This window comes from Ectopseudomonas khazarica (genome assembly GCF_017915135.1).
In the GTDB taxonomy this organism is placed as follows: Bacteria; Pseudomonadota; Gammaproteobacteria; order Pseudomonadales; family Pseudomonadaceae; genus Aquipseudomonas; species Aquipseudomonas khazarica.
Window position 1 is genome coordinate 4,655,505 of record NZ_CP068551.1, and the last position, 24,864, is coordinate 4,680,368.

At 63.9% G+C, this 24,864-nt stretch carries 20 protein-coding genes and 1 tRNA gene; 15 read left to right on the forward strand and 6 right to left on the reverse strand.

The annotated features are described in order from the left end of the window. Positions 1-37 precede the first annotated feature (37 nt). From JLK41_RS22005 to JLK41_RS22020, 4 genes are all read left to right on the forward strand, one after another. Positions 38-1,309: a YeaH/YhbH family protein gene (locus JLK41_RS22005; protein ID WP_037055025.1), complete on the forward strand. Its 1,272-nt coding sequence runs from the start codon at positions 38-40 to the stop codon at positions 1,307-1,309. 10 nt (positions 1,310-1,319) lie between these two features. Continuing rightward, complete coding sequence (locus tag JLK41_RS22010) at positions 1,320-2,885, forward strand: SpoVR family protein (RefSeq protein WP_150606771.1); 1,566 nt, start codon at positions 1,320-1,322, stop codon at positions 2,883-2,885. Between the two features lie 61 nt (positions 2,886-2,946). Then, the gene (locus tag JLK41_RS22015) at positions 2,947-3,459 is read left to right on the forward strand and encodes a DUF4136 domain-containing protein (protein WP_134676491.1); all 513 of its coding nucleotides are present in this window, start codon (positions 2,947-2,949) and stop codon (positions 3,457-3,459) included. An 88-nt stretch (positions 3,460-3,547) separates the two neighbouring features. Continuing rightward, on the forward strand, positions 3,548-4,777 hold the full coding sequence (locus JLK41_RS22020; RefSeq protein ID WP_175254208.1) for a multifunctional CCA addition/repair protein: 1,230 nt from the start codon (positions 3,548-3,550) through the stop codon (positions 4,775-4,777). A 117-nt stretch (positions 4,778-4,894) separates the two neighbouring features. On the opposite strand, the gene folK is transcribed toward JLK41_RS22020, so the two are convergent. Continuing rightward, entirely contained in the window at positions 4,895-5,422 is a 528-nt protein-coding gene (folK, locus tag JLK41_RS22025; RefSeq protein WP_150606775.1) for a 2-amino-4-hydroxy-6-hydroxymethyldihydropteridine diphosphokinase, read from the reverse strand. Next, positions 5,413-5,769 (reverse strand): dihydroneopterin aldolase, encoded by a 357-nt coding sequence (gene folB, locus JLK41_RS22030; RefSeq protein ID WP_152489739.1) that lies wholly within the window; start codon positions 5,767-5,769, stop codon positions 5,413-5,415. Before folB ends, folK begins: the two co-directional genes overlap by 10 nt. 75 nt (positions 5,770-5,844) lie before the next feature. Between folB and plsY the strand changes: the two genes are divergently transcribed. Continuing rightward, complete coding sequence (plsY, locus tag JLK41_RS22035) at positions 5,845-6,414, forward strand: glycerol-3-phosphate 1-O-acyltransferase PlsY (protein WP_134676488.1); 570 nt, start codon at positions 5,845-5,847, stop codon at positions 6,412-6,414. 45 nt (positions 6,415-6,459) lie between these two features. Here the strand turns inward: plsY and tsaD are convergent, their stop codons facing one another. Further along, positions 6,460-7,485 carry a tRNA (adenosine(37)-N6)-threonylcarbamoyltransferase complex transferase subunit TsaD gene (gene tsaD / locus JLK41_RS22040; protein WP_150606777.1) on the reverse strand — a complete coding sequence of 342 codons (1,026 nt, stop codon included), beginning with the start codon at positions 7,483-7,485 and terminating at the stop codon, positions 6,460-6,462. Between the two features lie 203 nt (positions 7,486-7,688). Between tsaD and rpsU the strand changes: the two genes are divergently transcribed. The 6 genes from rpsU (at position 7,689) to JLK41_RS22070 (ending at position 17,168) form a co-directional block, all read left to right on the forward strand. After that, positions 7,689-7,904 (forward strand): 30S ribosomal protein S21, encoded by a 216-nt coding sequence (gene rpsU / locus JLK41_RS22045; RefSeq protein ID WP_003290642.1) that lies wholly within the window; start codon positions 7,689-7,691, stop codon positions 7,902-7,904. A gap of 147 nt (positions 7,905-8,051) precedes the next feature. Further along, positions 8,052-10,052: a DNA primase gene (gene dnaG, locus JLK41_RS22050; protein ID WP_037055042.1), complete on the forward strand. Its 2,001-nt coding sequence runs from the start codon at positions 8,052-8,054 to the stop codon at positions 10,050-10,052. A 67-nt stretch (positions 10,053-10,119) separates the two neighbouring features. Beyond that, positions 10,120-11,970: an RNA polymerase sigma factor RpoD gene (rpoD, locus tag JLK41_RS22055; RefSeq protein WP_210389806.1), complete on the forward strand. Its 1,851-nt coding sequence runs from the start codon at positions 10,120-10,122 to the stop codon at positions 11,968-11,970. Between the two features lie 148 nt (positions 11,971-12,118). Further along, positions 12,119-15,853: a bifunctional diguanylate cyclase/phosphodiesterase gene (locus JLK41_RS22060; RefSeq protein ID WP_210389807.1), complete on the forward strand. Its 3,735-nt coding sequence runs from the start codon at positions 12,119-12,121 to the stop codon at positions 15,851-15,853. 16 nt (positions 15,854-15,869) lie between these two features. Next, a tRNA-Ile gene (locus tag JLK41_RS22065) sits at positions 15,870-15,946 on the forward strand. Positions 15,947-16,073: 127 nt separating this feature from the next. After that, on the forward strand, positions 16,074-17,168 hold the full coding sequence (locus JLK41_RS22070; protein WP_210389808.1) for a tyrosine-type recombinase/integrase: 1,095 nt from the start codon (positions 16,074-16,076) through the stop codon (positions 17,166-17,168). 78 nt (positions 17,169-17,246) lie between these two features. On the opposite strand, the gene JLK41_RS22075 is transcribed toward JLK41_RS22070, so the two are convergent. Continuing rightward, complete coding sequence (locus JLK41_RS22075; protein ID WP_206596452.1) at positions 17,247-18,005, reverse strand: hypothetical protein; 759 nt, start codon at positions 18,003-18,005, stop codon at positions 17,247-17,249. A 126-nt stretch (positions 18,006-18,131) separates the two neighbouring features. Between JLK41_RS22075 and JLK41_RS22080 the strand changes: the two genes are divergently transcribed. The 4 genes from JLK41_RS22080 to JLK41_RS22095 all read left to right on the forward strand — a co-directional run bounded on the left by JLK41_RS22080 (position 18,132) and on the right by JLK41_RS22095 (position 20,203). Then, on the forward strand, positions 18,132-18,350 hold the full coding sequence (locus JLK41_RS22080; RefSeq protein ID WP_096825472.1) for a plasmid-related protein: 219 nt from the start codon (positions 18,132-18,134) through the stop codon (positions 18,348-18,350). Positions 18,351-18,355: 5 nt separating this feature from the next. Then, positions 18,356-19,147 carry a helix-turn-helix domain-containing protein gene (locus JLK41_RS22085; RefSeq protein WP_210389809.1) on the forward strand — a complete coding sequence of 264 codons (792 nt, stop codon included), beginning with the start codon at positions 18,356-18,358 and terminating at the stop codon, positions 19,145-19,147. 493 nt (positions 19,148-19,640) lie between these two features. Next, positions 19,641-19,910 carry a hypothetical protein gene (locus tag JLK41_RS22090; RefSeq protein WP_055985363.1) on the forward strand — a complete coding sequence of 90 codons (270 nt, stop codon included), beginning with the start codon at positions 19,641-19,643 and terminating at the stop codon, positions 19,908-19,910. After that, positions 19,907-20,203 (forward strand): LasR-specific antiactivator QslA, encoded by a 297-nt coding sequence (locus JLK41_RS22095; RefSeq protein ID WP_210389810.1) that lies wholly within the window; start codon positions 19,907-19,909, stop codon positions 20,201-20,203. The genes JLK41_RS22090 and JLK41_RS22095 overlap by 4 nt, the downstream gene beginning before the upstream one ends. 429 nt (positions 20,204-20,632) lie before the next feature. Here JLK41_RS22095 and JLK41_RS22100 read toward each other — a convergent pair whose 3' ends face one another. Both JLK41_RS22100 and JLK41_RS22105 read right to left on the reverse strand, forming a co-directional pair. After that, entirely contained in the window at positions 20,633-20,971 is a 339-nt protein-coding gene (locus JLK41_RS22100) for a hypothetical protein (protein WP_210389811.1), read from the reverse strand. Between the two features lie 11 nt (positions 20,972-20,982). Beyond that, entirely contained in the window at positions 20,983-24,852 is a 3,870-nt protein-coding gene (locus JLK41_RS22105) for an RHS repeat-associated core domain-containing protein (protein WP_210389812.1), read from the reverse strand. Between the last annotated feature and the right edge of the window lie 12 nt (positions 24,853-24,864).

A 24,864-nucleotide genomic window follows, 5' to 3' on the forward strand; every position in this document is an offset into this window, starting at 1 on the left:
TTGTGGCTTGCAGCTTGAAGCAGCCCCGGAGGGGCCTATGAGCTATGTGATCGACCGGCGCCTGAATGGCAAGAACAAGAGCACGGTGAACCGCCAGCGTTTCCTGCGGCGTTACCGTGAGCACATCAAGAAGGCGGTGGAGGAAGCCGTCAGCCGGCGCTCCATCACCGACATGGAGCATGGCGAGCAGATCAGCATTCCCGGCCGCGACATCGACGAGCCGGTGCTGCACCATGGGCGCGGTGGCAAGCAGACCATCGTCCACCCCGGCAACAAGGAATTCACCACCGGCGAACGCATCCCCCGGCCGCAGGGCGGTGGTGGTGGCCGTGGCAGCGGCAAGGCGAGCAACTCCGGCGAGGGCATGGACGAGTTCGTCTTCCAGATCACCCAGGAGGAGTTTCTCGACTTCATGTTCGAGGACCTGGAACTGCCCAATCTGGTCAAGCGCCACCTCACCGGGGCCGAAACCTTCAAGACCGTCCGCGCCGGCATCAGCAACGAAGGCAACCCGTCGCGCATCAACATCGTGCGTACCCTGCGCTCGGCCCACGCCCGGCGCATCGCGCTATCCGGCTCAAGCCGCGCCAAGCTGCGCGAGGCCAAGGCCGAACTGGAGCGCCTGCGCCGCGAAGAACCGGACAACTTCGGCGACATCCAGGAAGTGGAGGCGGAGATAGAGCGCCTCAGCGCGCGCATCCACCGCGTGCCCTTCCTCGACACCTTCGACCTCAAGTACAACCTGCTGACCAAGCAGCCCAACCCCAGCTCCAAGGCCGTGATGTTCTGCCTGATGGACGTGTCCGGCTCCATGACCCAGGCCACCAAGGACATCGCCAAGCGCTTCTTCATCCTTCTGTACCTGTTCCTCAAGCGCAACTACGACAAGATCGACGTGGTGTTCATCCGCCACCACACCAGTGCCAAGGAAGTGGACGAGGAGGAGTTCTTCTATTCCCGCGAGACAGGCGGCACCATCGTCTCCAGTGCCCTGAAACTGATGCAGGAAGTGATGGCCGAGCGCTACCCGATCAACGAGTGGAACATCTACGCCGCCCAGGCGTCGGACGGCGACAACTGGAACGATGATTCGCCGATCTGCCGGGATATATTGATCAATCAGATCATGCCGTTCGTGCAGTACTTCACCTACGTCGAGATCACCCCACGCGAGCACCAGGCGCTGTGGTTCGAGTACGAGCAAGTGGCCGAGGCGTTCGCCGACAGCTTCGCCCAGCAGCAACTGGTTTCCGCAGCGGACATCTACCCGGTGTTCCGCGAACTCTTCCAGCGTCGTCTGGTGAGCTGAGGGCCGAGTCATGAGTGCCACTGCCAAGAAACGTGAACCGCTGTCCACCGGTTCGGAATGGACCTTCGAGCTGATTCGCGCCTATGACCGCGAAATCTCGCGCATCGCCGAACGCTATGCGCTGGACACCTACCCGAACCAGATCGAAGTCATCACCGCCGAACAGATGATGGATGCCTACGCCTCGGTCGGCATGCCGCTGGGCTACCACCACTGGTCCTACGGCAAGCACTTCCTCGCCACCGAGAAAGGCTACAAGCGCGGGCAGATGGGCCTGGCCTACGAGATCGTGATCAACTCCGACCCGTGCATCGCCTACCTGATGGAGGAGAACACCATCTGCATGCAGGCGCTGGTGATCGCCCATGCCTGCTACGGCCACAACAGCTTCTTCAAGGGCAACTACCTGTTCCGCACCTGGACCGATGCCAGCTCGATCATCGATTACCTGGTGTTCGCCAAGCAGTACATCATGCAGTGCGAGGAGCGCTACGGCATCGACGCGGTGGAGGAGCTGCTCGACTCCTGCCATGCCCTGATGAACTACGGCGTCGACCGCTACAAGCGGCCCTATCCGATCTCCGCCGAGGAGGAGCGCAAGCGCCAGAAGGACCGCGAAGAGCACCTGCAGAAACAGATCAACGACCTCTGGCGCACCATCCCGCGCAGCGCCGACAAAGGCGGCGAGAAGGACAGCAAGCGCTTCCCGGCCGAACCGCAGGAAAACATCCTCTACTTCCTGGAGAAACACGCGCCGCTGCTGGAGCCCTGGCAGCGCGAGGTGATCCGCATCGTGCGCAAGATCGCCCAGTACTTCTACCCGCAACGCCAGACTCAGGTGATGAACGAAGGCTGGGCCACCTTCTGGCACTACACGCTGATGAACGACCTGTACGACGAGGGCCTGGTCACCGACGGCTTCATGATGGAGTTCCTGCAGTCGCACACCAGCGTGGTCTACCAGCCGCCATTCGACAGCCCCTACTACAGTGGCATCAACCCCTATGCCCTGGGCTTCGCCATGTACCGTGACATCCGCCGCATCTGCGAGGAGCCCACCGACGAGGACAAGCACTGGTTCCCCGACATCGCCGGCAGCGACTGGCTGACCACCCTCAAGTTCGCCATGACCAGCTTCAAGGACGAGAGCTTCATCCTGCAGTTCCTCTCGCCCAAGGTGATCCGCGACTTCAAGCTGTTCGGCATCCTCGACGACGACCAGAAGGACGAGTTGCTGGTGCCGGCCATTCACGACGAGTCCGGCTACCGCACCATCCGCGAACTGCTCGCCGCGCAGTACAACCTGGGCAACCGCGAGCCCAACGTGCAGATCTGGAACATCGACCGACGCGGCGACCGCTCGCTGACCCTGCGCCACCAGCAGCACGACCGCAAGCCACTGGGCGATTCCACCGAGGAAGTGCTCAAGCACCTGCACAGGCTGTGGGGCTTCGATATCCACCTGGAGGTCTGCCAGGGCGACCAGCTGATCACCACCCAGCACGTGCCGCCACGCGGCAGCGCCGAGGGGGACAGCGAGTACCCACGTCTGGACCTGGTGATACCACCCATTTGATCGGTTGCCGAAGATCGCAGCAGATACCAGCATCGCAGGCAGACTCCGCTAGAGACAGCGCATGCGAATCTTTCTGGTGCTCCTGTTGTGCCTGGGGCTGGCCACCTGCGCCAGCCACGTGCCGCAGGCGCGCATCCTCAGCCCGGCCGATGCCTCGCTCGCCGGGCAACACAGCTACGAACTGATCGACCCACAGCGCAGCCTGGAGGGTGAGCCTCCCTTTCCCGAGCGCTATCGCCAGTTACCTCAGCTGCTGCGTCACGGCCTGTCCGCCCGCGGCTATCACCAGAGCCGACCGCCGCAGCTGCGCGTCTACTACTGGCTGGCTGTGCAGGACAGCCCGCTGACGTTCAAGGTCGACACACCCGCGCCCAACCCTCTGGGCCCATACCAGGCCATGCATCGCCTGCGGGACGAGACCGGCGTGCTGCGCCTGCGCCTGACCGACCTGGACGGTGACATCCTCTGGGAAGGCGTGATCAGCACCGGGCTGAGCCCGGCGCACGACAGCGCCGAGCTGCTGGAGCGCGCCACCCAGGCGCTGACCGAGCAGATCCCCCTGGCCACGCCATAGGCAGCGCCGCAAGCAGCAGACAATCGACTCGGGCTCACGCAGCCCGGGCCAATCTTCGATATCCTCTGCGCTCAGTGGAGGATCAGACATGCAGATCTACAAAGTCGGCGGCGCCGTGCGCGACCGCCTGCTCGGGCGACCGGTCACCGATATCGACCGGGTGGTGGTCGGCGCCGATGCCGAGCAGATGCTCGCGCTCGGCTATCGGCCGGTCGGCGAGGACTTCCCGGTATTCCTCCACCCGCAGAGCGGGGAGGAATATGCCCTGGCCCGCACCGAGCGCAAGAGCGGGCGCGGCTACGGCGGCTTCACCTTTCATGCCAGCCCCGACGTCACCCTGGAAGAGGACCTGATCCGCCGCGACCTGACCATCAACGCCATGGCCGAGGACGATCAGGGTACGCTGTTCGACCCCTACGGCGGTCAGCGGGATCTTGCCGCGCGCGTACTGCGCCACGTTTCCCCGGCCTTCGCCGAAGATCCACTGCGGGTCCTGCGCGTCGCCCGTTTCGCCGCACGCTATGCGCCACTGGGCTTCAGCGTGGCGGAGGAGACCCTGGCCCTGATGCGCCAGCTGGCCGAATCCGGCGAACTGGCGCACCTCACCGCCGAGCGCAGCTGGAAGGAAATTTCCCGCGCCCTGATGGAGCCGCGCCCGGATGTGTTCGTCCAGGTACTGCGTGACTGCGGCGCCCTCGCGGCCCTGCTGCCTGAGGTCGACGCCCTGTTCGGCGTGCCGCAACCAGCCGCGCACCACCCGGAGATCGACACCGGCGTGCACGTGCTCAGCGTGCTGCAACAGTGTGCCGAGCACGAGCAGCCGCTGAGCGTGCGCTGGGCCAGCCTGCTGCACGATGTCGGCAAGGGGCTGACGCCGGCCGAGCAATGGCCACGGCACATTGCCCATGAGCACCTGGGGCTGAACCTGATCCAGGCGATCAACGAACGCTGCAAGGTGCCGCGCGACTGCGCCGAGCTGGCCTTGCTGGTTGGCGAGTTCCATACCCATGGCCACCGTGCGCGGGAACTGCGCGCCTCGACACTGCTGGAGCTGCTGCAACGCTTCGATGTGTTCCGTCGCCCGCAACGTTTCGCCGAATTCGTCGCGGCCTGCGAGATGGACGCACGCGGGCGCCTGGGCCTGGAGCAACGCGACTATCCGCAGGCCGCCTACCTGCTGGGCGCTGCCGAAGTCGCGCGCCAGGTAGCGGTGAAGCCGTTGCTGGAGAAGGGCTACAAGGGTGCGGAACTGGGTGAAGCGCTCAATCGCGAACGCCTGAACGCACTCAAGGCCTACAAGGAACGCGAGCAAGCCTAGCCCGGATGCAATCCGGGGCGGCATGCGCGCAGGTCGCGGATTCCACCTGGCTGCAACCGAACGCCCGCCGTAGCCTCAAGGCACGGCGTCTCCAGGCACTTGCAGCCGGGCTCGGTGCTACGCGGACGCCAGCAGTTCGGCCGGTGTCAGCGCGCTGTCACGCCACTGGAAGGCGGCCGGCCAGAGCTGCTGGTCGATCTGCGCCGAGCCCCAGAGCTCGGCGAACGAGCGGCCGTCGAGCGGGTGGCAGGTCTCGGGAGCCAGCAGCGCCAGCGGCCAGAGCACGAAGGCATTCTTGAGAATCTCGGCACGCGGCAGGATCAGGCCGTTGAAGTTGCCCACCTGCTCGCCATACAGCAGCACGTCGATATCCAGCGGCAAGCCCTTGCGGTCCGGGGCATAGCGACCGTTGTCGGCTTCGATGAACTTCAGCCGGCGGTCCAGTTCCAGCAGCGGCAGCTCGGTGTCCCCGACCACCACCAGGTTGAAGAAATTGCCGCTCTTGATGCCCACGGCATGGCTCTCGAACACGGGCGAGCAGCGCATGTTGCCGAGCATTGCGGCCAGCGCCTCGAGCCCGGCGACGAGATGCGTCTCGCGCTCGATATTGCTACCGAGACCGAGAAAGACCCGAGTCAGAGACATCCGCGCTCGATCTCCACGCCCACGCCACCACGCGCCGCCGGCACGGCGCCGGGCTTGGTCAGTTTCAGGCGTATCCAGGGAATGTCGAACTCGGCCATCAGGGTCTGCACCAGGCGTTCGGCGAAGGTTTCCACCAGGATGAACTGCGACTCGGCGGCGAACGCCTGGATACGCGCGGAAACGCTGGCGTAGTCGAGCGCCAGGTTGAGGTCGTCACCGGCCGCAGCCGGGCGGTTGTCCCAGGCCATGTGCAGATCCAGCAGCAGGCACTGGCGAATCTCGCGCTCCCAATCGTAGGCGCCGATCACCGTGTCGACCTCCAGCCCCTCGATAAATACTCTGTCCACCCACACTCTCCGCGCCACGACAAGGGCGCCGTACCTCGTTAGAATCGGCCCACCCCATGCCCTGGAATGGCCACCATGTTCTGGCTTCTGGCGATCCTCGCCTATCTGCTCGGCTCGTTGTCCTTCGCCATCCTGCTCAGTCGCCTCGCAGGCGGCCCTGACCCGCGCGCCAGCGGCTCGGGCAACCCCGGCGCCACCAACATGTTGCGGGTGGCCGGCAAGAAGCTCGCCGTCATGACCCTGATCGGCGACCTGCTCAAGGGCCTGCTGCCGATCCTGATCGCCAAGCTGCTGGGCCTCGGCCTGCACCAGCAAGCCTGGATCGGCCTGGCTGCGGTGGTCGGCCACCTGTACCCGCTGTACTTCCGCTTTCGCGGCGGCAAGGGCGTGGCCACTGCCGCCGGCATGTTACTCGGGCTCTATCCACCCGCGGCACTGCTCGCCCTGGCGGCCTGGGCCCTGGTGTTCCTGCTGACCCGCACCAGCTCGCTGGCCTCGCTGATCGCCACACCGCTGACGCTGCCCCTGCTGGCCTGGCAACAACCCGCCGCCCTGCTGCCCGCCTGCGTACTGACCGGCCTGATCGTCTGGCGCCATCGCAACAACCTGCGCGATCTGTTCGCCGGGCGCGAGCGCCGTTTCTGAACGACCTGCAGGAAAGAGTTCGCGGCTGAAGCCGCTCCCGCACGGTCAGATCGCCGGCAGCGACTCCATCGGCCAACGCGCCTGCACCTTGATCGCCAGATCCTCGTGCTGCCCGGCCAGCAGACGCTGGCAACCGGCGTAGGCGATCATCGCGCCGTTATCGGTACAGAAGCGCGGGCGAGCATAGAACACCTTGCCCTTCAGCTCGCCCAGCATGCGTTCCAGATGCTCACGCAGAGCCTTGTTCGCGCTCACCCCACCGGCGATCACCAGGCTCTTCAGCCCCGTCTGCTTGAGCGCACGCTTGCACTTGATGGTCAGAGTCTCGACGACTGCCTGCTGGAAGGCCAGCGCGATGTCGCGACGGGCTTGATCGAGGTCGTCATCGCCGTCACGGCACTGCTGCCAGGTATTCAGGGCGAAGGTCTTGAGGCCGCTGAAACTGAAGTCCAGGCCCGGGCGATCGGTCATCGGCCGCGGGAAGACGAAACGCCCCGGCGTACCCTGCTCGGCCAGCTTGGCGATCTCCGGGCCGCCGGGGTAATTCAGCCCCATCAGCTTGGCCGTCTTGTCGAAGGCTTCACCTGCCGCGTCATCCAGCGACTCGCCGAGCAGCTGGTACTGGCCGATGCCATCGACGCGCACCAGCTGCGTGTGGCCGCCCGACACCAGCAAGGCGACGAACGGAAATGCCGGCGGCTGCTCTTCGAGCATCGGCGCCAGCAGGTGACCTTCCATATGGTGTACACCGACCGCCGGGATGCCCCAGGCGAAGGCCAGCGCCTGCGCACAGGAGGCGCCCACCAGCAGCGCACCGACCAGGCCGGGCCCGGCGGTGTACGCCAGCGCGTCGATATCGCCCGGCGCGCGGCCGGCCTCGTCGAGCACCTGGCGAATCAGCGGCAGCATGCGCTTGACGTGGTCGCGCGAGGCCAACTCAGGCACCACGCCGCCATATACACGGTGCAGATCGATCTGACTGAACAATGCGTCGGCCAGCAGGCCGCGCTCACTGTCATAGAGCGCGACGCCGGTTTCATCGCAGGAGGTTTCCAATCCCAGTACGAGCATGGAGCTTGAGCCTTGGTTTGCCGCGTGGAACAAAGGCGCGCATGATAAGCGCCGCCCGGCGGAGCGGCCAGCGCTTTTCGATCAGAGGGCTTTGCATTCCTCGGCCCGAGACGGTAACATCCGCAACCCTTAAAAACCGACGCACCCCGAGCCACATTGCCGGGTACGCGTTAACCCGGTAATTAAAGATAGGTACGACCTGGATGCCAGCCGTCAAAGTTAAAGAGAACGAACCCTTCGACGTAGCCCTGCGTCGTTTCAAGCGCTCCTGCGAAAAAGCCGGTGTACTGGCTGAAGTCCGTAGCCGCGAATTCTACGAAAAGCCGACCGCTGAGCGTAAGCGCAAGGCCGCTGCCGCTGTTAAGCGTCACGCCAAGAAAGTGCAGCGCGAGCAGCGCCGCAGCGTTCGCCTGTACTAATACCGTACACGCCACGCTCGAATGCCCGGCTTCGGCCGGGCATTGCATTTACAGAACTCCGCTTCGCCAACTGGCGAATGGCCGGAGTTTTTTGCATTTCTACCCACCGCTGTTCCGCGCCCGCGCCGGACAGTATGCTGAGCACCCATGGCCGGCCTGATCCCGCAATCCTTCATCGATGACCTGCTCAACCGCACCGACATCGTCGATGTGGTGAGTTCGCGCATCCAGCTGAAGAAGACCGGCAAGAACTACAGCGCCTGCTGCCCGTTCCACAAGGAGAAGACCCCCTCCTTCACCGTCAGCCCGGACAAGCAGTTCTACTACTGCTTCGGCTGCGGCGCCGGCGGCAATGCCCTCGGCTTCGTCATGGACCACGATCAACTGGAATTCCCCCAGGCGATCGAGGAACTGGCCAAGCGCGCCGGCATGGACGTGCCACGCGAGGAAAGCGGTCGCGGACACAAGCCCCGGCAACCGGTCGACTCGCCACTCTACCCGCTGCTCAACGCCGCCGCCGAGCACTATCGCCAGGCGCTGAAGAGCCATCCGCAGCGCAAGTACGCCGTGGAGTACCTCAAGGGTCGCGGCCTGACCGGCGAAATCGCCCGCGACTTCGGCCTCGGCTTCGCCCCACCCGGCTGGGACAACCTGCTCAAGCAGCTGGGCGGCGACGCCCTGCAGCAGAAGGTCATGATCGACGCCGGCCTGCTGATCGAGAACGCCGAGAACGGCCGGCGCTACGACCGCTTCCGCGACCGCATCATGTTCCCCATCCGCGACAGCCGCGGACGGGTGATCGCCTTCGGCGGCCGGGTACTGGGCGACGACAAGCCCAAGTACCTCAACTCGCCGGAAACCCCGGTATTCCACAAGGGCCAGGAGCTCTACGGCCTGTACGAGGCGCGCAAGCACAACCGCGACCTCGACGAGATCATGGTGGTCGAGGGCTACATGGACGTCATCGCCCTGGCCCAGCAGGGCCTGCGCAATGCCGTGGCGACCCTGGGCACCGCGACCAGCGAGGAGCACCTCAAGCGCCTGTTCCGCATCGTGCCCAGCGTGCTGTTCTGCTTCGATGGCGATGCCGCCGGGCGCAACGCCGCCTGGCGCGCACTGGAGTCGACCCTGTCGAGCCTGCAGGACGGCCGCCGCGCGCGCTTCCTGTTCCTGCCCGACGGCGAAGACCCGGACACCCTGGTGCGCGCCGAAGGCACCGACGCCTTCCGCGCCCGCATCAACCAGCACGCACAACCGCTGGCCGACTACTTCTTCCAGCAACTGAGCGAGGAAGCCGACCCGCGCTCGCTGGAAGGCAAGGCGCACCTGGTGACCCTGGCCGCGCCGCTGATCGACAAGATTCCCGGCAACAACCTGCGCGCCCTGATGCGTCAGCGCCTGAGCGAGATCACCGGCCTGTCCGGCGAAGCCCTCAGCCAGGTCGCCAGCAGCCCGCGCAGCCCGGCGCCCAGCCCGGCCAGCCCAGCGCCCGGCAGCGACTACCCGGACTACGGCGACATCCCCGACAGCGCCTACTACGACAGCCTGCCGGACGTCGGCGGCTACGAGCAGCCGGCGCCGCCGCAACAGCAGTACTACGAACGCAGCAACGAAGGCGGCAAGGGCAACTGGAAGAAGGACGGCGGCAAGTGGAACAAGAAAGGCAAGGGTGACTTCGCGCCGCGTGCCCCACGCACCGCCGTCAGCGTCGAATCACCGCATCTGATCGCCCTGCGCACCCTGCTGCACCATCCGCAGCTGGCACAGAAGGTCGAGGATGTCAGCCACTTCGCCGACGAAGACGACACCTACGCCCAGTTGCTGGTGGCGCTGGTCGGCGCCCTGCAGAAGACGCCCAACCTGCGTTCGCTGCAGCTGATCGCCCGCTGGCACGGCACCGAACAGGGCCGCCTGCTGCGGGCACTGGCGGAGAAAGAATGGCTGATCAAAGGCGACAACCTTGAACAGCAGTTTTTCGACACCATTACTACACTTGCACACAACCAATCGCAGAGGCGGCGTGAAAAGGCGCTCCGCAGCATCATGCAGAAAAGCCCCAGCGAGCTCACCGACGAGGAGAAGACCTTGCTCAGAGAGCACTACAGCCTGACCTCCTCGCAGAGCAGCAAGTCCCCAACTGGCGCCTAAAGCCTGAACTGAGGTATAATCCTCGGCTTGTTTTCAGCCCGCCAAGACCTTCAGTGGATAGGGTGTTATGTCCGTAAAAGCGCAACAGCAATCTCGTTTGAAAGAATTGATCAGCCGTGGTCGCGAGCAGGGTTACCTGACGTACGCGGAGGTCAATGACCACCTGCCGGAAGACATTTCCGATCCGGAACAGGTGGAAGACATCATCCGCATGATCAACGACATGGGGATCAACGTATTCGAGAGTGCTCCGGATGCGGACGCCCTGTTGTTGGCCGAAGCCGACACCGACGAAGCCGCTGCCGAAGAAGCCGCTGCCGCCCTCGCTGCCGTTGAGACCGATATCGGCCGTACCACTGACCCGGTGCGCATGTACATGCGTGAAATGGGTACCGTGGAACTGCTGACCCGCGAAGGCGAGATCGAGATCGCCAAGCGCATCGAGGAAGGCATCCGCGAAGTCATGAGCGCCATCGCTCACTTCCCCGGCACCGTCGACGGCATCCTCGCCGAGTACAACCGCGTCACCACCGAAGGCGGCCGCCTGGCCGAAGTCCTCAGTGGCTACATCGACCCGGATGACGGCAGCGTGCCCGACGAAGCCGCCGCCCCCGTTCCCGTCAAGGAAGGCGCCGCCGCTGAAGAAAGCGACGACGAAGACGAGGAAGAAGACGGCGACGACGAGGAAGAAGAAGAAGGCGATGGCGGCCCGGACCCGGAAGAAGCGGCTCGCCGTTTCAGCGCCGTGGCCGAGCAGCAGGACAAGGTCCAGAAGGCCCTGAAGAAGCATGGCCGTGGCAGCAAGCAGGTCACCGACGAGCTGGCTGCCCTGGCCGAGCTGTTCATGCCGATCAAGCTGGTGCCCAAGCAGTACGACGCCCTGGTCATCCAGGTGCGCAGCGCCCTCGACCGTCTGCGTGCGCAAGAGCGCGCCATCATGCAGCTGTGCGTACGTGATGCGCGCATGCCGCGTGCCGACTTCCTGCGCCTGTTCCCGGGCAACGAAGTCGACATGGACTGGTCCGCCGACCTGGCCAAGGGCAAGGCCAAGTACGCCGAAGCCCTGGGCAACCTGCAGGCCGACATCCAGCGCTGCCAGCAGAAGCTCGCCGACCTGGAAGCCGAGTGCAGCCTGAGCCTGGCCGAGATCAAGGACATCAACCGTCGCATGTCCATCGGTGAGGCCAAGGCCCGCCGCGCCAAGAAGGAAATGGTCGAGGCGAACCTGCGTCTGGTGATCTCCATCGCCAAGAAGTACACCAACCGCGGCCTGCAGTTCCTCGACCTGATCCAGGAAGGCAACATCGGCCTGATGAAGGCGGTGGACAAGTTCGAATACCGTCGCGGCTACAAGTTCTCGACCTACGCCACCTGGTGGATTCGCCAGGCGATCACCCGCTCGATCGCCGACCAGGCGCGTACCATCCGTATCCCGGTGCACATGATCGAGACCATCAACAAGCTCAACCGCATCTCCCGTCAGATGCTTCAGGAAATGGGTCGCGAGCCCACTCCGGAAGAGCTGGGTGAGCGCATGGAAATGCCCGAGGACAAGATCCGCAAGGTATTGAAGATCGCCAAAGAGCCGATCTCCATGGAAACCCCGATCGGCGACGACGAAGATTCGCACCTGGGCGACTTCATCGAGGACAGCACCATGCAGTCCCCGATCGACGTAGCCACGGTCGAAAGCCTCAAGGAAGCCACGCGCGAAGTACTGGCCGGCCTCACCGCCCGTGAAGCCAAGGTCCTGCGCATGCGCTTCGGCATCGACATGAACACCGACCACACCCTCGAGGAAGTCGGCAAGCAGTTCGATGTAACCCGCGAGCGTATTCGTCAGATCGAAGCCAAGGCACTGCGCAAGCTGCGCCACCCGACGCGAAGCGAGCATCTGCGTTCCTTCCTCGACGAGTGATACCAGAACCCCCGGCCCAGGCCGGGGGTTTTGCTTTCCGGGCACCTGCCCCGCCTTCTTCCAATCACACGCCGACTGCGCAATCAAACTGCCATCTCGACGCCGGCGGTCTACACTGCGACCTTATTGATCCCGAAACGAGGCCGTTATGTTCCGCTTGCCGGCCATTGTGCTGTTGTGCCTGGCGTATTGGATGACCCCGGCCCACGCCCTGACACTCGACGAGGACGAGCGCGCCTGGCTGGCAGCCAACCCGGAGCTGCGCCTGGGCGTCGACGCGTCCTGGCCACCCTTCGAATTTCGCGACGCCCAGGGCAACTACCTGGGCCTCACCGCCGACTATGTCCGCCTCATCGAAAGCCGCCTTGGCGTGAAGCTCGAACCCATCGAGCCGAGCGACTGGAGCGCGGTGCTGCAACAGGCGCGCAGCGGCCAGGTCGACCTGCTGCCCGGTGTCATGTCCACCCCCGAGCGCCAGGAGTACCTTACCTTCACCCGTCCGTACCTGGACTTCCCCATCATCATCCTGGCCCGCAACGGCGGCCCGCAACCGCAGAAACTCGACGACCTGTATGGCCTGAAAGTCGCCGTGGTCGCCAACTACGCCCCCCACGAACTGCTGCGCCAGCGCCACCCCGACCTCAACCTGCTCCCGCTACCCAGCGTAGCCGCGGCCCTGCAGGCGCTGGCCACCAATCAGGCCGACGCCATGGTCGGCGACCTCGCATCCAGCGTCTGGAGCCTGCGCCAGCTCAAGCTGGACGGCCTGTACATCAGCGGCGAAACGCCCTACCGCTACCAGCTGGCCATGGCCGCTCCGCGTGGTCAGAGCATGCTGGTCGGCATCCTCGACAAGCTGTTCGCCGAACTCAGCGCCGACGAAATCGAGGCGCTGCAGGAGCCCTGGGTCGGCAGCGTGCTCGACCGCCGCGCATTCTGGCATCAGGCCCTGCTCTACGGCCTGCCCGCCCTGCTCGCGCTGCTGGCCGTCATCGCCATCATCCTGCGCATCAACCATCGCCTGAAGCAGGAGATGCGCAACCGCGAGGCGCTGGAGCAGGAACTGCTCAGCAGCGAGCAGCACTTTCGCGACATGGTCGAAAGCCTCTCGGCCATCACCTGGGAGACCGAGGCGAGCGGGCTGAACTACACCTACGTCTCGCCCCACGCGGAGACGCTGCTCGGCTACCCGCTGCACGAATGGCTCGAACCCGGTTTCTGGCAACGCCACCTGCACCCCGACGATCATCAGCGTGCCCTGCGCAGCTGCCTCGAGCAATGTGCCGCCGGCCAGGATCATGCCCTGGAGTACCGCCTGATCGCCGCCGACGGACGAACCGTCTGGGTGCGTGACATCGTCACCCTGCTGCAGCGCGACGACCGCCAGGTGGTGCGCGGGCTGATGGTCGACATCAGCGAAGCCAAGCAGACCGAGCATGCTCTGCGCCTCTCCGAACAGAAGTTCGCCTCGGTCTTCCAGCAGTGCCCGGACGCCCTGATCATCGCCCGCCGCGTCGATGGCGTGCTGCTCGAGGTCAACACCGCGTTCACCGAACAGACCGGTATCGGCATCGAGCAGGCCATCGGCAAGACCGCTACAGAACTCGACCTCTGGGGCACGCCGGGAATCGGCCCGAGCCTGCTGCTGCGCCTGCAGGAAAACAGCGTGCGCAACCTGGAGATGCCCTTTCGCCGGGCCGACGGCAGCCTCTTCACCGGGCTCATCTCGGCCAGCTCCTTCGTACTCGACAACACCCCGGCGCTGGTGGTCGTGGTGCGCGACATCAGCCAGCTGAAGAGCACCCAGCAACAGTTGCAGATATCCGAAGAGAAGTTCGCCAAGGCCTTCCATGCCTCGCCCGACGGCCTGCTGATCACCCGCCTGCGGGACGGCCTGCTGGTGGAAGCCAACGAGGGCTTCAGCCGCATCACCGGCTACAGCTTCGACGAGATAGGCAAGCACAGCACCCTCAGCCTGGGCATCTGGGCCAACCCGCAGGACCGCGAACGCCTGGTCCGGCAGATTCGCGAACAGGGCAGCGTGCGCGAGATGATCGCCCCGGTGCGCAACAAGAACGGTCAGCTGCGCCTCTGCGAACTCTCCGCACAACCACTGCCCATTGGCGGTGACGAGTGTCTGCTGACCATCGCCCGCGACATCACCGAACGCCAGCAGATGCAGGAAGAACTGCAGCAGGCCGCCACCGTCTTCGAGAGCACCGCCGAAGGCGTCATGATCACCGACCTCGAACAGCGCATCACCGCCGTCAACCGCGCCTTCACCCAGATCACCGGCTACAGCGAGGCGGAAGCCCTGGGCCAGCGCCCCAGCCTGCTGTCCTCCGGGCAGCACGACAACGCCTTCTACGCCGCCATGTGGCACAGCCTTGCCGCCAACGGCCACTGGCAGGGTGAGATCTGGAACCAGCGCAAGAATGGCGAGCTCTACCCCGAGTGGCTGACCATCAGCGCCGTGCGCAACGCCGACAACCAGATCACCCACTTCGTTGGCGTATTCGCCGACATTTCCAGCCTCAAGCATGCCCAGGCGCGACTCGACCACCAGGCCCATCACGACCCGCTGACCGGCCTGCCCAACCGTCTGCTGTTCGAGAATCGCCTGCGCAGCGCGCTGGACGGCTCGCGCGCCAACGACCAGCTGGGCGCCGTGCTGTTCCTCGACCTCGACCGCTTCAAGCAGATCAACGACAGCCTCGGCCACCCGGTCGGCGACCAGCTGCTCAAGGCCATCGCCGCACGCCTGAAACAGCAGCTGCGCGATGTCGACACCGTGGCGCGTCTCGGCGGTGACGAGTTCATCATCCTGCTGCCCGGCCTGCACCAGGAGCAGGACGCCGAGCAGGTCGCGCAGAAACTGCTGGAATGTTTCCGCGCGCCCTTCGCCCTGGATCACCACGAGTTCTTCATCAGCGCCAGCATCGGCATCAGCCTCTACCCGAAGGACGGCATCGATGTCGCCACGCTGATCAAGAACGCCGACGCGGCCATGTACCAGTCCAAGGCCAAGGGTCGCAACCGCTGCGAGTTCTACACCCGCTCGCTGACCTTCCAGGTCAACGAACGCATGGCCATGGAGCAGGAGCTGCGCCGCGCCCTGGAGCGCGACGAACTGTGCCTGTTCTACCAGCCCAAGTACTGCCTGCGCAGCCAGGCCCTGGTGGGCGCCGAAGCGCTGGTGCGCTGGCCGCACCCGGTGTTCGGCGACATCCCGCCGGATCGCTTCATCCCGGTGGCCGAAGAGAGCGGGCTGATCCTGCCGCTGGGCGACTGGGTGCTGGCGGAAGCCTGCCGCCAGTTGCAGGAATGGCAGGACAACGGCCACGTCTTCGGCCCCCTCTCGGTCAACCTGGCCGGCGCGCAGCTGCACCAGCCGAGCCTGTTGCCGCGCATCAGCGAGCTGCTGCAGCGCCACGACCTGCAGCCGGAGCTGCTGCAGCTGGAGATCACCGAGAACTTCATCATGAGCCAGTCCGGCGAAGCGCTGGACATCCTCCATCGCCTCAAGGACCTCGGCGTGCAGCTGGCCATCGACGACTTCGGCACCGGCTACTCCTCGCTCAGCTACCTCAAGCGCCTGCCGCTGGACGTACTGAAGATCGACCAGTCATTCATTCGCGGCCTGCCGGACGACCCGCACGACCTGGCCATTACCCGCGCCATCATCGCCCTGGGCAACAGCATGCAACTGACGGTGATCGCCGAAGGCGTGGAAACCAAGGCGCAGGAACTCTGCCTGGCCGCCGAAGGTTGCCTGCAGATTCAGGGCTACGTGGTCAGCCGCCCGCTCTCCTCCGAAGCCTTCACCCGGAAATTTCTCTCGCCTGGTCAAGCGGTTGGCGCCGACGAGAGCGCGCCGGTATAATCCGCCGGCCTTCTGGGGGCCTATAGCTCAGTTGGTTAGAGCAGAGGACTCATAATCCTTTGGTCCACGGTTCGAGTCCGTGTGGGCCCACCACCTTCAAAGCCGCGCATTGCGCGGCTTTAAGCTTTTCAGGGTTGTGGCATCTGGATCAGCCTATGGTCCAAAGGTACAAAATCGGTACAGTACTGGTTAGCCAGTCTGCCTTTGGAGTCCTTATCTGATGGCAACAATCGTCAAAACCCCTGCCGGCACATGGAAAGCCGTAGTCCGAAAAACGGGCTGGCCGACCAACGCCAAAACCTTCCGCACCAAGCGCGACGCCGAAGACTGGGCACGCCGCACCGAAGACGAAATGGTGCGCGGCGTGTACATCCAGCGCAGCGGCTCCGAGCGCATGACGCTGGAGAAAGCTCTAGAGCGCTACCTGTCCGAGGTGACGCCCAGCAAGAAGCCCACTACGCGCAAAGCCGAAGCCACCAAGGCCAAGCAGTTGATCCAGCACCTGGGCAAATACTCCATGGCCGCCCTCTCCGCTGAGGTCATCGCCAAATACCGCGACACAAGGCTCGGCACCCTGAGCAAGCGCGGTCTTCCCACCAGCAACAATACCGTGCGGCTTGAACTGGCCCTGCTCAGCCACCTTTTCACGGTTGCTATCCAGGAATGGGGCCTGGGCCTTACCTTCAACCCGGTGTTGAATATCCGCAAGCCGAGCCCTGGAGACGGTCGCGACCGCCGACTGTCCGCTGACGAAGAAAAGCGTCTGCTCGCTGCGGTGAACAGCCACAGCAACCCCATGCTGGGCTGGATCGTCCGAATCGCCCTGGAAACGGGCATGAGGTCGTCGGAGATAACCGGCCTACGTTGTCATCAGGTAGACCTGAAAAAGCGCGTGGTGCGGCTCGCAGATACCAAGAACGATAGCGCTCGCACCGTCCCTCTCACCAAGTTGGCCACCGAAACATTCAGGGCCGCCCTGGAGAACCCCGTTCGCCCCAAAGACTGCAATCTGGTGTTCTTCGGTGAACCGGGTAGGGACGATAAACGTCGCCCCTATGCCTTCACCAAGACCTGGGGGCTGCTGAAGAAGAAGCTCGGGATGCCCGACCTGCGCTTCCACGATCTACGTCATGAGGCGGTCAGCCGTTTGGTCGAGGGCGGCCTCTCTGATCAGGAGGTCTCAGCCATCAGCGGCCACAAGTCGATGCAGATGCTCAAGCGCTACACGCATCTGCGTGCTGAAGACCTTGTCGGCAAGCTGGATAAGTTGGAGAGGAAAACTACCAAACGCAGTAAGCAAACGGCTGACAACTGATCTACAGCCATGCAGCCGGGGTATTTTTCAGCAAGCTCATTGAGGGCATGAAACTGACCCTACTTCAGTCACCAGCGCTCAGGCATCTTCGCTGTCTGGCTTGTAGAAAAGATCCCAGCTGCTCTGGTGCGTAACGCGAGGGTCTTGTCCTGGGATCGGAGTCAGTTTGAGGCCGAGGGACTTTCCCTCCTCCAACTGCCGCTCCCAGGGCCGGTCAGTGCCTAGCACCCGCCCAAGATGCTCAGCACGAGACTCTTCTCGGCCCTCCCAAGCTCTGACAAGCTCCTGATACTCATCGCTGGTTGCCAGTCGATAAGCCACGTCAACTAGATCGCTTCCAACCCAATGCGCCAAGGGAAGCGTCCTCTCAACTGCCGCAAGGCGCGCTTCATCGCTCTCCAGATCGACCTCACCCTCTTCATACAGTCGCTTTGCCAGGGCAATGGCCTTACTGAAATACGCATCCGCACCAGGCTGCTCCGCATGAAGAAACTCAGGGAAGGTCAACGCCGTTAATGGCGCCACATGACCATTGGCCGCATCGGTCACGCCAGTAACCAGCCAGAACGCATATTTCGGCCACAGGTGAGCAATCGACTCGATCATGGCGGAGGTCGGTTTCTGCTTGCGCGAGAACGCACTACGCCACCGGGCGGATGGAATACCTGTGAGCTGGGAGAGCTTTTCCCAGAAGCCGCGACCAGCGTACGGCGGCTGACTCCACAGGCTGAGCAGCGCTGAGAACGGCCCTTCGTGCCCCTTCAGGCTCTCAAGGTCAGCCGGAGACATCTGCTCCTTCAGAATCAGAATGACGCGGTCTTCAATCGTGCTTGACATCGTAAGCCTTCGATCATAAAAAGGACTAAATATCTAAAATATGGACATTTAGTATTTTTTTAGGACTCTTACGCCTTTTTCGCGTAATGAGCGCAGTGTATCGCAAGCCATACAAGGAGTCGCAAGATGACAGTCGAAGAAACCCTGCTCAACCGCTACGGAGGATCACCACTGCTTTCCCTCGAGCAGCTCGCAGAGGTGCTACATCGCAGCAAAAACGGCCTGAGGATCTCCCTGAGCGGCGACAACGAGCTGTCTGCGAAGCTGCGCTCGTGCAAGGTCAAGATCGGCCGACGGATCTATTTCAAAACCTCTGCAGTCGCTCGCGTCATAGAAGAAGCCTGACCGCTATGAGCATCAAAGCCATGAACTGGGCATGGGAGCAGCCGCTCCCGCCTGTGCCGAAGCTAGTTCTCATGGCGCTCGCTGATAACGCAGATGATCACGGCTACTGCTGGCCGAAGATGAAGACGATTGCAGCGAAGTGCAGTACTTCGGAGCGCACCGTCCAACGCACTATCAAAACCCTGCTGGCTGCCGGTCTGCTCAAGAAGGACGCTCGATTCAATGCCAGCGGCCGGCAGGTTTCTAACGGCTACACACTCGCTTTGACCTACCCCGACAAATTGTCACCCCCGGCCGATGATATCGCCAGGGAGGGTGACACCACTGTCACCCCCGGGGTGACACAGCTATGTCAGGGGGAGGGTGACATAGCTATGTCACCCCTAGAACCACCATATGAACCCCCATATGAATCATCAGTAAGCCGCACGACAAAACTGACGCGGCTGAGCGCACCGGAGAGCCAACAGGTCGCCCTGCTGATCAGCTCCGCTCCTGCTGATCAACAGGAAGCGATCACCTCACAACTATTGAACGCGCTGGCCAAGGGAGCCATCCGTAGTTCCCCATCACGCTGGTTGAAAGCCGTCATCCGACGGACAGGGAGCCACACGCATCAGCAGAATCCACCAGACCTGTCTGAAGCGGACTATGTGAAACGTCTGGTTCAAGGCGGAATATCGCCTGAGGACGCCCAGCGCATTGCCCAGAAGACCTTTAGTCGCCGTGGAGTCAGCCCCTCTGTGGAACGCTGGGGGAGTCACCTCACCCACCAAACCGCCCAGGACTGCGGCTGAAAGGACAGCGTGAAGCTGACGAAGTACGTCACCGCATTTCCCCATCGCGATTCGTCATGTGTGTCGGTAAACGCTGGCTGCATGACCTAACACCCGCACTGAGCGCAGCACTCCAAATTTCCCCTACGCCACAGTAGGTTGCCATCGTGAAACCCTCGGGCTAGAGTGCGCCCGTCGTGGTAAATCCCACGACCGGGCGTCAGAACCCGATTAATCGAGGGCGCGGTTGCGTCATGGCGAAGCAGCAAATACTCCAGTGTTTGCTATCGCTTTTCTATGGCAGGCCGTGCGGGGCAGGCTTTTGCCTGGCCGGTTCCCTCGGTTACCGGTTTCTGACCCCCGTACGGTCTGCCACCATACTGCGTCAGAACGGTGGGTGGCAGCTCCTTAATCAAACCGAGGAGCATAAGGAAAATGCGCTACCCCCTTTTTACCCGAGAGCTCCGCCTTGGGCTTCAGGTCTTGCTGTCCACCTCTGATCTGGAGGTGCGCCATGGCTGAGTTCGAATCCTGCGTTGTACCTTTCCCGCTGCAGCGAAGTCCGCTGCATGAATCCGAACGCTCTCCCCTACCCTCCGAAGCTGCAGCTGAACTGCGCGGTGTCATGCTCGGTAACCTGCTGGATCAACTGGCAGAGCCAGACGGGCTGCAGCCGGAAGATCTGCGTGTGCGGATCGCTGCTTACTCAGCTCTGGATCTGCTCGATGAAATGGTCGTGCTCTATCGCCGAGCCCTATCCGAGGCGCGAGGAGGTGCGAGATGAGCAAAGGCGTAATGACCTGCCTTCCATCGCAGGACGGCCATCCAGGCGTGGAGATCATCTGGGCCGCCGACTGTAGAGAGGCATTCAACCAGGGCGCCAGGCTGGCCCAGAGTTGGCTTGACAATGCTCGCAGCGGCTGGCTCTGGGCAGTGATGATCGCCGAGCGCGACTTACTGCCACGCGCAATAGAACGGAGAGCATTCGAAGTGGGCTTCCTCAGCCGACTACATCAGCGCATATGCTCACACAGATGCTGTGGTCCATCGGCCAGCCCCCTTTCCTTGGAGCTGTAAAGCAGACGTACGTGAGCCGGCCTTGCCGGCTTACGCTAACCATAAATATGCCAGCAAACTACTGGGACGAACCCCACAGTACAGAGGCCAGATACAGGCCGAGAACGGCCAATAGCGGTCATCAGGTGTCTACAGGAAAAGGGGCTATTCACCCTTCTAGAGTGACATTTATTATCTGCGCGCCTTCGTCATAAACCTCATGACGTATCGTCCGCCTACACGGCGTCGTAGCTACAAACTCACACAGCCCAAGCCCGGCGCGGCTTCCAAGCCGGCACAGCGCAACAAGGCCGCACTTTAACCAGTCACAGCCCCCAATGCACTTTTTCGCTTAATTCCCGTGAGCCGGGCGTGCTGCTGTGCGCGTAAGCGCACGGCAGCACGCCCGGGCGGTTGATTTTGCTGTTGAGATGCAGTGACCCGCGCACCTTAGACAGAGGGAGCGGCACCGCCCGCTCGCCTTGCCTTCCATTTGCGCCACAGCCACGGCAACAGCACAAACCACTGCACGTAGCCGAGGACAAAGTACACAAACCACTCCAGCGCGAGCGAAAGATACGACGTTTCAACTGTTATCGAAAAAGCGGCGCCCAACACGTAATGCGCCGCAGAAACTGCCAACCCCGCTGGGAAAGAGATGATAAGCATCAACCAAGTCAAGAATATCCAGATGTCACTCAATTGCTTGCCATCGTATGAAGAAAGCGTCACAACGAGCACGAAGAGCGAGACACCGCCCCAAATAGCTTTGACGATATTTGCCATCATTTCCGCCCCCTCTATTTCTTGATATTGCACTGCTTCCGGCAACGCGCATTTACGTCATCGTCGTACTCTTGGCAGTCCGTGCCAAAAGGTATGCCGTACTTCGGGCGAGGCTTGGCCCACTCTGTGATCAAGCACTGCTCAAAACAATTGTTGTCGGGCTGAGTCTCCTTGCATTGACCTCCAGGCGGGTCCAGAACATCGTTACTGGGCTTACCTTCGCCGTTCTCTCCACGATCCTGACCGCCACATGTCACTTTCCCATTTTTGTCGACTACGCACGAATATTGGTGGTAGAGCAGTGGTCCGTACTTGTAACCCACTGGCCCCCACTTCGGCCCAAGAGCGTTGAGCGGCTTCGTGCACTGCATGGTTTTGAGGCCGAGTTGGTCTGTCCAATTAATTGGATTTGCCTCGGCGTAAAGATACGGGTTAATGCCGCCATCCAACCCAATCGGATCCTGCGTCACATACCGTCCCAACTCCGGTGCGTAGTAGCGATAGCGGTTGTAGTACAGCCCACTTTCTTCATCATGGTACTGCCCCTGAAAGCGGATCGGCTGGTCGGTTTCGCCCTGTTCCTGGCCGATGGCGGCCCAGTCGTCGGGCTCGCCTTGCCAGAGGGTCTGGCCGCGCTCGCCGGTGAGCCTCAGCGGGGTGCCCAGGTGGTCGGTGTGGAAGCAAGCCAGGTGCAGGTCTTCAACCTCTGGGCAAAAGGCTTGCGGCAGGGCATGGCCTTCGCCGGCCATCAGTTGGCGCAGTTCCTCCAGCAGCGGGTCGGGTGCCTGGCGCTGTTGCTCCAGCCGCAGCAGCGGGACGAAGCGTCCCGGTTCGTAGACGGTGGTGCGCAAGCGCTGCGCGTTGGCTTCGGCGCACTGTCGGTCGCCATCCCAGCCGTACCAGGTGGTGGTTTCCTGGCCGTTCTGCCGGACCTGCTTGAGGATCCGCCTGGAGAGGCCGTCGTATTGGTAGTGCGCTTCCAGCTGTTGCCCGTCGGGGTCGTGCCGGTGCAGGTGGCTCAGGCGGTGAGCGCCGTCGTAGGCGAGGGTCAGCACCTGACCATCCGCGCGGCGGCGTTCGATCAGGTTGCCGGCGGCGTCGTGGCGGTAGACGGTACCGTGCAGTTCGCTGATGCGGTTGCTTGGCCAGATGCGCTGCGGGTCGTCGGCCACGGCCTGGGGTTCGCCCAGCAGGTCGAAGTCGGGGTTGTCGAGGTTGGCCTGGACCCGCTGCGACCAGTCGCCCACGGGGGCGGCCCGGGTTGCGTCCAGTTGCAGCCGGTTGCCCGCCGGGTCGAAGCGGTAGCGCTGTTCGTGCTCGCCATGCCGGCTGCCGCTCAGGCGCCCGCTGAGGTCGTAGCGGTAGGCGATGTCGGCCAGCTGGTTGTCGTGGATGGCGCTCAGCTGGCCACTGGGGTCGTAATCGTAATGGCGTCGCCAGGCTTGCCCGGTCAGCGGCTCGAGCTGGCTGTCGCGCAGTCGCCCCAGGCTGTCGTAGTCCCGGCGCTGGCTGAAGAGGCATTCGCCGCCCTGGGTCAGGCGGGCGTCGCGGTTGATTTCCCGGTGCAGGCCGTCGCGCTCGAAGGCCAGCTCCAGCCCGCCGACCAGCACGCCGTGCAGGTGCCCCGGGCCGTAGGTCAGCCAGCTTACGGCCGGGGCGTCGCCGTACTGGCTGCGCTGACGCTGACCCAGTTCGTCGTACTGGTGGGTCAGGCTGTAGTGCCAGCCGTCGCGGTGACGCTGGGTTTCCATCGCCAGCCGGCCGGCGCCGTCGTAGCGCAGCAGGATCTCGCTGTGGGGAGTCTGGACCGCCAGCAGTTGCCCGCCGGGGCTCCACTGGAAATGTTCGCTGAAGGCCTCGACCCGCTCGGTGGCCGGCAGGTGCCGGGCCAGCAGGCGACCGTCACGGTCGTAGTCGTAGCGGGTGATGCGGCCGTCGGCTTCGTGGCGCTCGATCAGTTCGCCGGCGGCGTTGTAGTGGTAGTGCTGGCAACGGCCGTCGAAACCACGTTCTTCGATCAGGCGGTCGAGCAGGTCGTAGCCGAAGTGGGTCTGGGCCTGGTTTTCGTTGCTCAGGCTCAGCAGTCGCCCGGCCGGGTCGTAGCGGCAGGCCTGGCTCAGCCCTGCCGGGTCGAGGCGCTGGCTCAGGCGCCCGGCGCGGTCCCAGGCCAGGCGGGTCACCCGCCCCTGGGCGTCGGTCAGGCTGAGCAGGCGCCCGAGCCGGTCGTAGGCGTAGTGCTCGTGCGAGCCGTCGGCCAGGCCCAGGCGGGTGAGCTGGCCGAGGCGGTCGTAGTGTCGGGTCACCCGCTGGCCCAGTGGGTCGCGGCTGGCGACGAGCCGGCCTTGGTCATCGTACTCGTGGTGGGTGGTGTGACCCGAGCAGTCGGTGTAGCTGAGCAGTTGGCCGCAGCGGTTCCAGGTCAGGGTCTTGGCTCCGCCCTTGGCGTCGAGAATGCGCGTCGGGCGATCCGGCAGCTGCGGGTCGGCGTATTCGTAGCGGGTCAGCCCGCCCAGCGGGTCGAGCACGCTGAGGAGGTTGCCGCGCGTGTCGCGGGTCAGCGTCCATTGCCGGCCTGCGCTGTCCTGCAGGCCGAGCGGCCAGCCGGTCTCGGGATCAAGGCTGTAGCGCTGCGAGGCGCCACCGGGGCTCTGTTCTTCCAGCAGGCGGCCCTCGCCGTCCAGGTAGCGCCGGCTCGTCCGGCCCAGGGGGTCTTTCACCGCCACCTGCCGGCCGAACAGATCGTACTCGAACTCGAGGCGGCTGCCGTCGGCGCGCACATGGGCGCTCCAGCGCTGCAACCCGCCTTCGCCGGTGAATTCGAAGCGCTGGCTGCGGCCCAGGCTGTCGGTGACTTCGGTGTGGTCGTCGTGGTAGTGGTAGCTGTGGCTCAGGCCGTCCGCCTCGATCTGCCGCAGGACCTTGCCCTGCGCCGTGTGCTGGTCCCATTCGTAGCGCATCTCGAGCCCGCCGGGCTGGCCGTGCCCGGTCATCAGGTGCTCACGCCAGGTGAAGGTCCGTACCACCTCGCCCACCCGGTTGCGCACCTGACTCAGGTCGCCCTCTGCGGTGAAGTCGTAGCGCACCAGCCAGTCGTTGTCCGGGTGGGCCGGATCGAAGCCGGCCGGGATCGGCCCGGCCACATTGGCCAGTACCACGCCCAGCAGGCGCAGCCCGTGGTCGGCCGCGCGGGCGTCGAACAGCCGCTGGTAGATCAGCGCGTAGCTGCGCCCGGCACTGTCGCGGATGCTCGACAGTACCCCGTGCTCACCCCATTCGAATTCGTTGCGGTAGCCGTTGCGGTCAAAAATGGCGCACAGCCGCCAGCGCCCCTGCGCGCCTTGGCGAAAGTGCAGGAAGCCTTGTCCGGATAGAAGCAGCACCGACTGCTCGTCGTGCTGCAGCGCCGCCGGCACGCCGTACCAGCGCCGCCCCCAACTGGCCTGCGCCCCGCCACCCCGGCGAATCCACAGTTGCTCGCTGCCGGAGTAGTACAGGCTGCCCGGCTCCAGCGGCGGAAAGCCGATGCGCCGGCCCTGGGCGTCGATCAGCGTGGCCGCCGCCGCCGTCAGTTCCAGCTCCAGGCCGTCGCCCGGCAGGCTCCAGCCCTGGCCCAGCGCACCGATGCGCGCGTTGCGCGACAGGTAGCCACGGGCGAAGACCAGCGGCATCGGCGCCGGCAGGGCGAAGTCGGTCTCCGCCGGCAGCAGCTTGGCCCCCAGGATCGGGTTGACCGGCTGACCCACGCTCGGCGCGCAGGCCGTCGGCTGGTCGGCCATGCCCACCGCCGTGCTGCCGACGAATACGTTTGGCGAGCCGGTGACGATCACGGCCTCGACCACTTCGTGGCCAATATGGGATACGGGAAGACCTGCGGACTCCGTCATCTGGACCCTCCT

Excerpts from the sequence above, each read along its gene's own strand:
- JLK41_RS22005 (WP_037055025.1), top strand. The coding sequence starts at position 38 with ATGAGCTATGTGATCGACCGGCGCCTGAATGGCAAGAACAAGAGCACG.
- JLK41_RS22010 (WP_150606771.1), top strand. The coding sequence starts at position 1,320 with ATGAGTGCCACTGCCAAGAAACGTGAACCGCTGTCCACCGGTTCGGAA.
- JLK41_RS22015 (WP_134676491.1), top strand. The coding sequence starts at position 2,947 with ATGCGAATCTTTCTGGTGCTCCTGTTGTGCCTGGGGCTGGCCACCTGC.
- JLK41_RS22020 (WP_175254208.1), top strand. The coding sequence starts at position 3,548 with ATGCAGATCTACAAAGTCGGCGGCGCCGTGCGCGACCGCCTGCTCGGG.
- folK (WP_150606775.1), bottom strand. The coding sequence starts at position 5,422 with ATGTCTCTGACTCGGGTCTTTCTCGGTCTCGGTAGCAATATCGAGCGC.
- plsY (WP_134676488.1), top strand. The coding sequence starts at position 5,845 with ATGTTCTGGCTTCTGGCGATCCTCGCCTATCTGCTCGGCTCGTTGTCC.
- tsaD (WP_150606777.1), bottom strand. The coding sequence starts at position 7,485 with ATGCTCGTACTGGGATTGGAAACCTCCTGCGATGAAACCGGCGTCGCG.
- rpsU (WP_003290642.1), top strand. The coding sequence starts at position 7,689 with ATGCCAGCCGTCAAAGTTAAAGAGAACGAACCCTTCGACGTAGCCCTG.
- dnaG (WP_037055042.1), top strand. The coding sequence starts at position 8,052 with ATGGCCGGCCTGATCCCGCAATCCTTCATCGATGACCTGCTCAACCGC.
- rpoD (WP_210389806.1), top strand. The coding sequence starts at position 10,120 with ATGTCCGTAAAAGCGCAACAGCAATCTCGTTTGAAAGAATTGATCAGC.
- JLK41_RS22060 (WP_210389807.1), top strand. The coding sequence starts at position 12,119 with ATGTTCCGCTTGCCGGCCATTGTGCTGTTGTGCCTGGCGTATTGGATG.
- JLK41_RS22070 (WP_210389808.1), top strand. The coding sequence starts at position 16,074 with ATGGCAACAATCGTCAAAACCCCTGCCGGCACATGGAAAGCCGTAGTC.
- JLK41_RS22075 (WP_206596452.1), bottom strand. The coding sequence starts at position 18,005 with ATGTCAAGCACGATTGAAGACCGCGTCATTCTGATTCTGAAGGAGCAG.
- JLK41_RS22080 (WP_096825472.1), top strand. The coding sequence starts at position 18,132 with ATGACAGTCGAAGAAACCCTGCTCAACCGCTACGGAGGATCACCACTG.
- JLK41_RS22085 (WP_210389809.1), top strand. The coding sequence starts at position 18,356 with ATGAGCATCAAAGCCATGAACTGGGCATGGGAGCAGCCGCTCCCGCCT.
- JLK41_RS22090 (WP_055985363.1), top strand. The coding sequence starts at position 19,641 with ATGGCTGAGTTCGAATCCTGCGTTGTACCTTTCCCGCTGCAGCGAAGT.
- JLK41_RS22095 (WP_210389810.1), top strand. The coding sequence starts at position 19,907 with ATGAGCAAAGGCGTAATGACCTGCCTTCCATCGCAGGACGGCCATCCA.
- JLK41_RS22100 (WP_210389811.1), bottom strand. The coding sequence starts at position 20,971 with ATGATGGCAAATATCGTCAAAGCTATTTGGGGCGGTGTCTCGCTCTTC.
- JLK41_RS22105 (WP_210389812.1), bottom strand. The coding sequence starts at position 24,852 with ATGACGGAGTCCGCAGGTCTTCCCGTATCCCATATTGGCCACGAAGTG.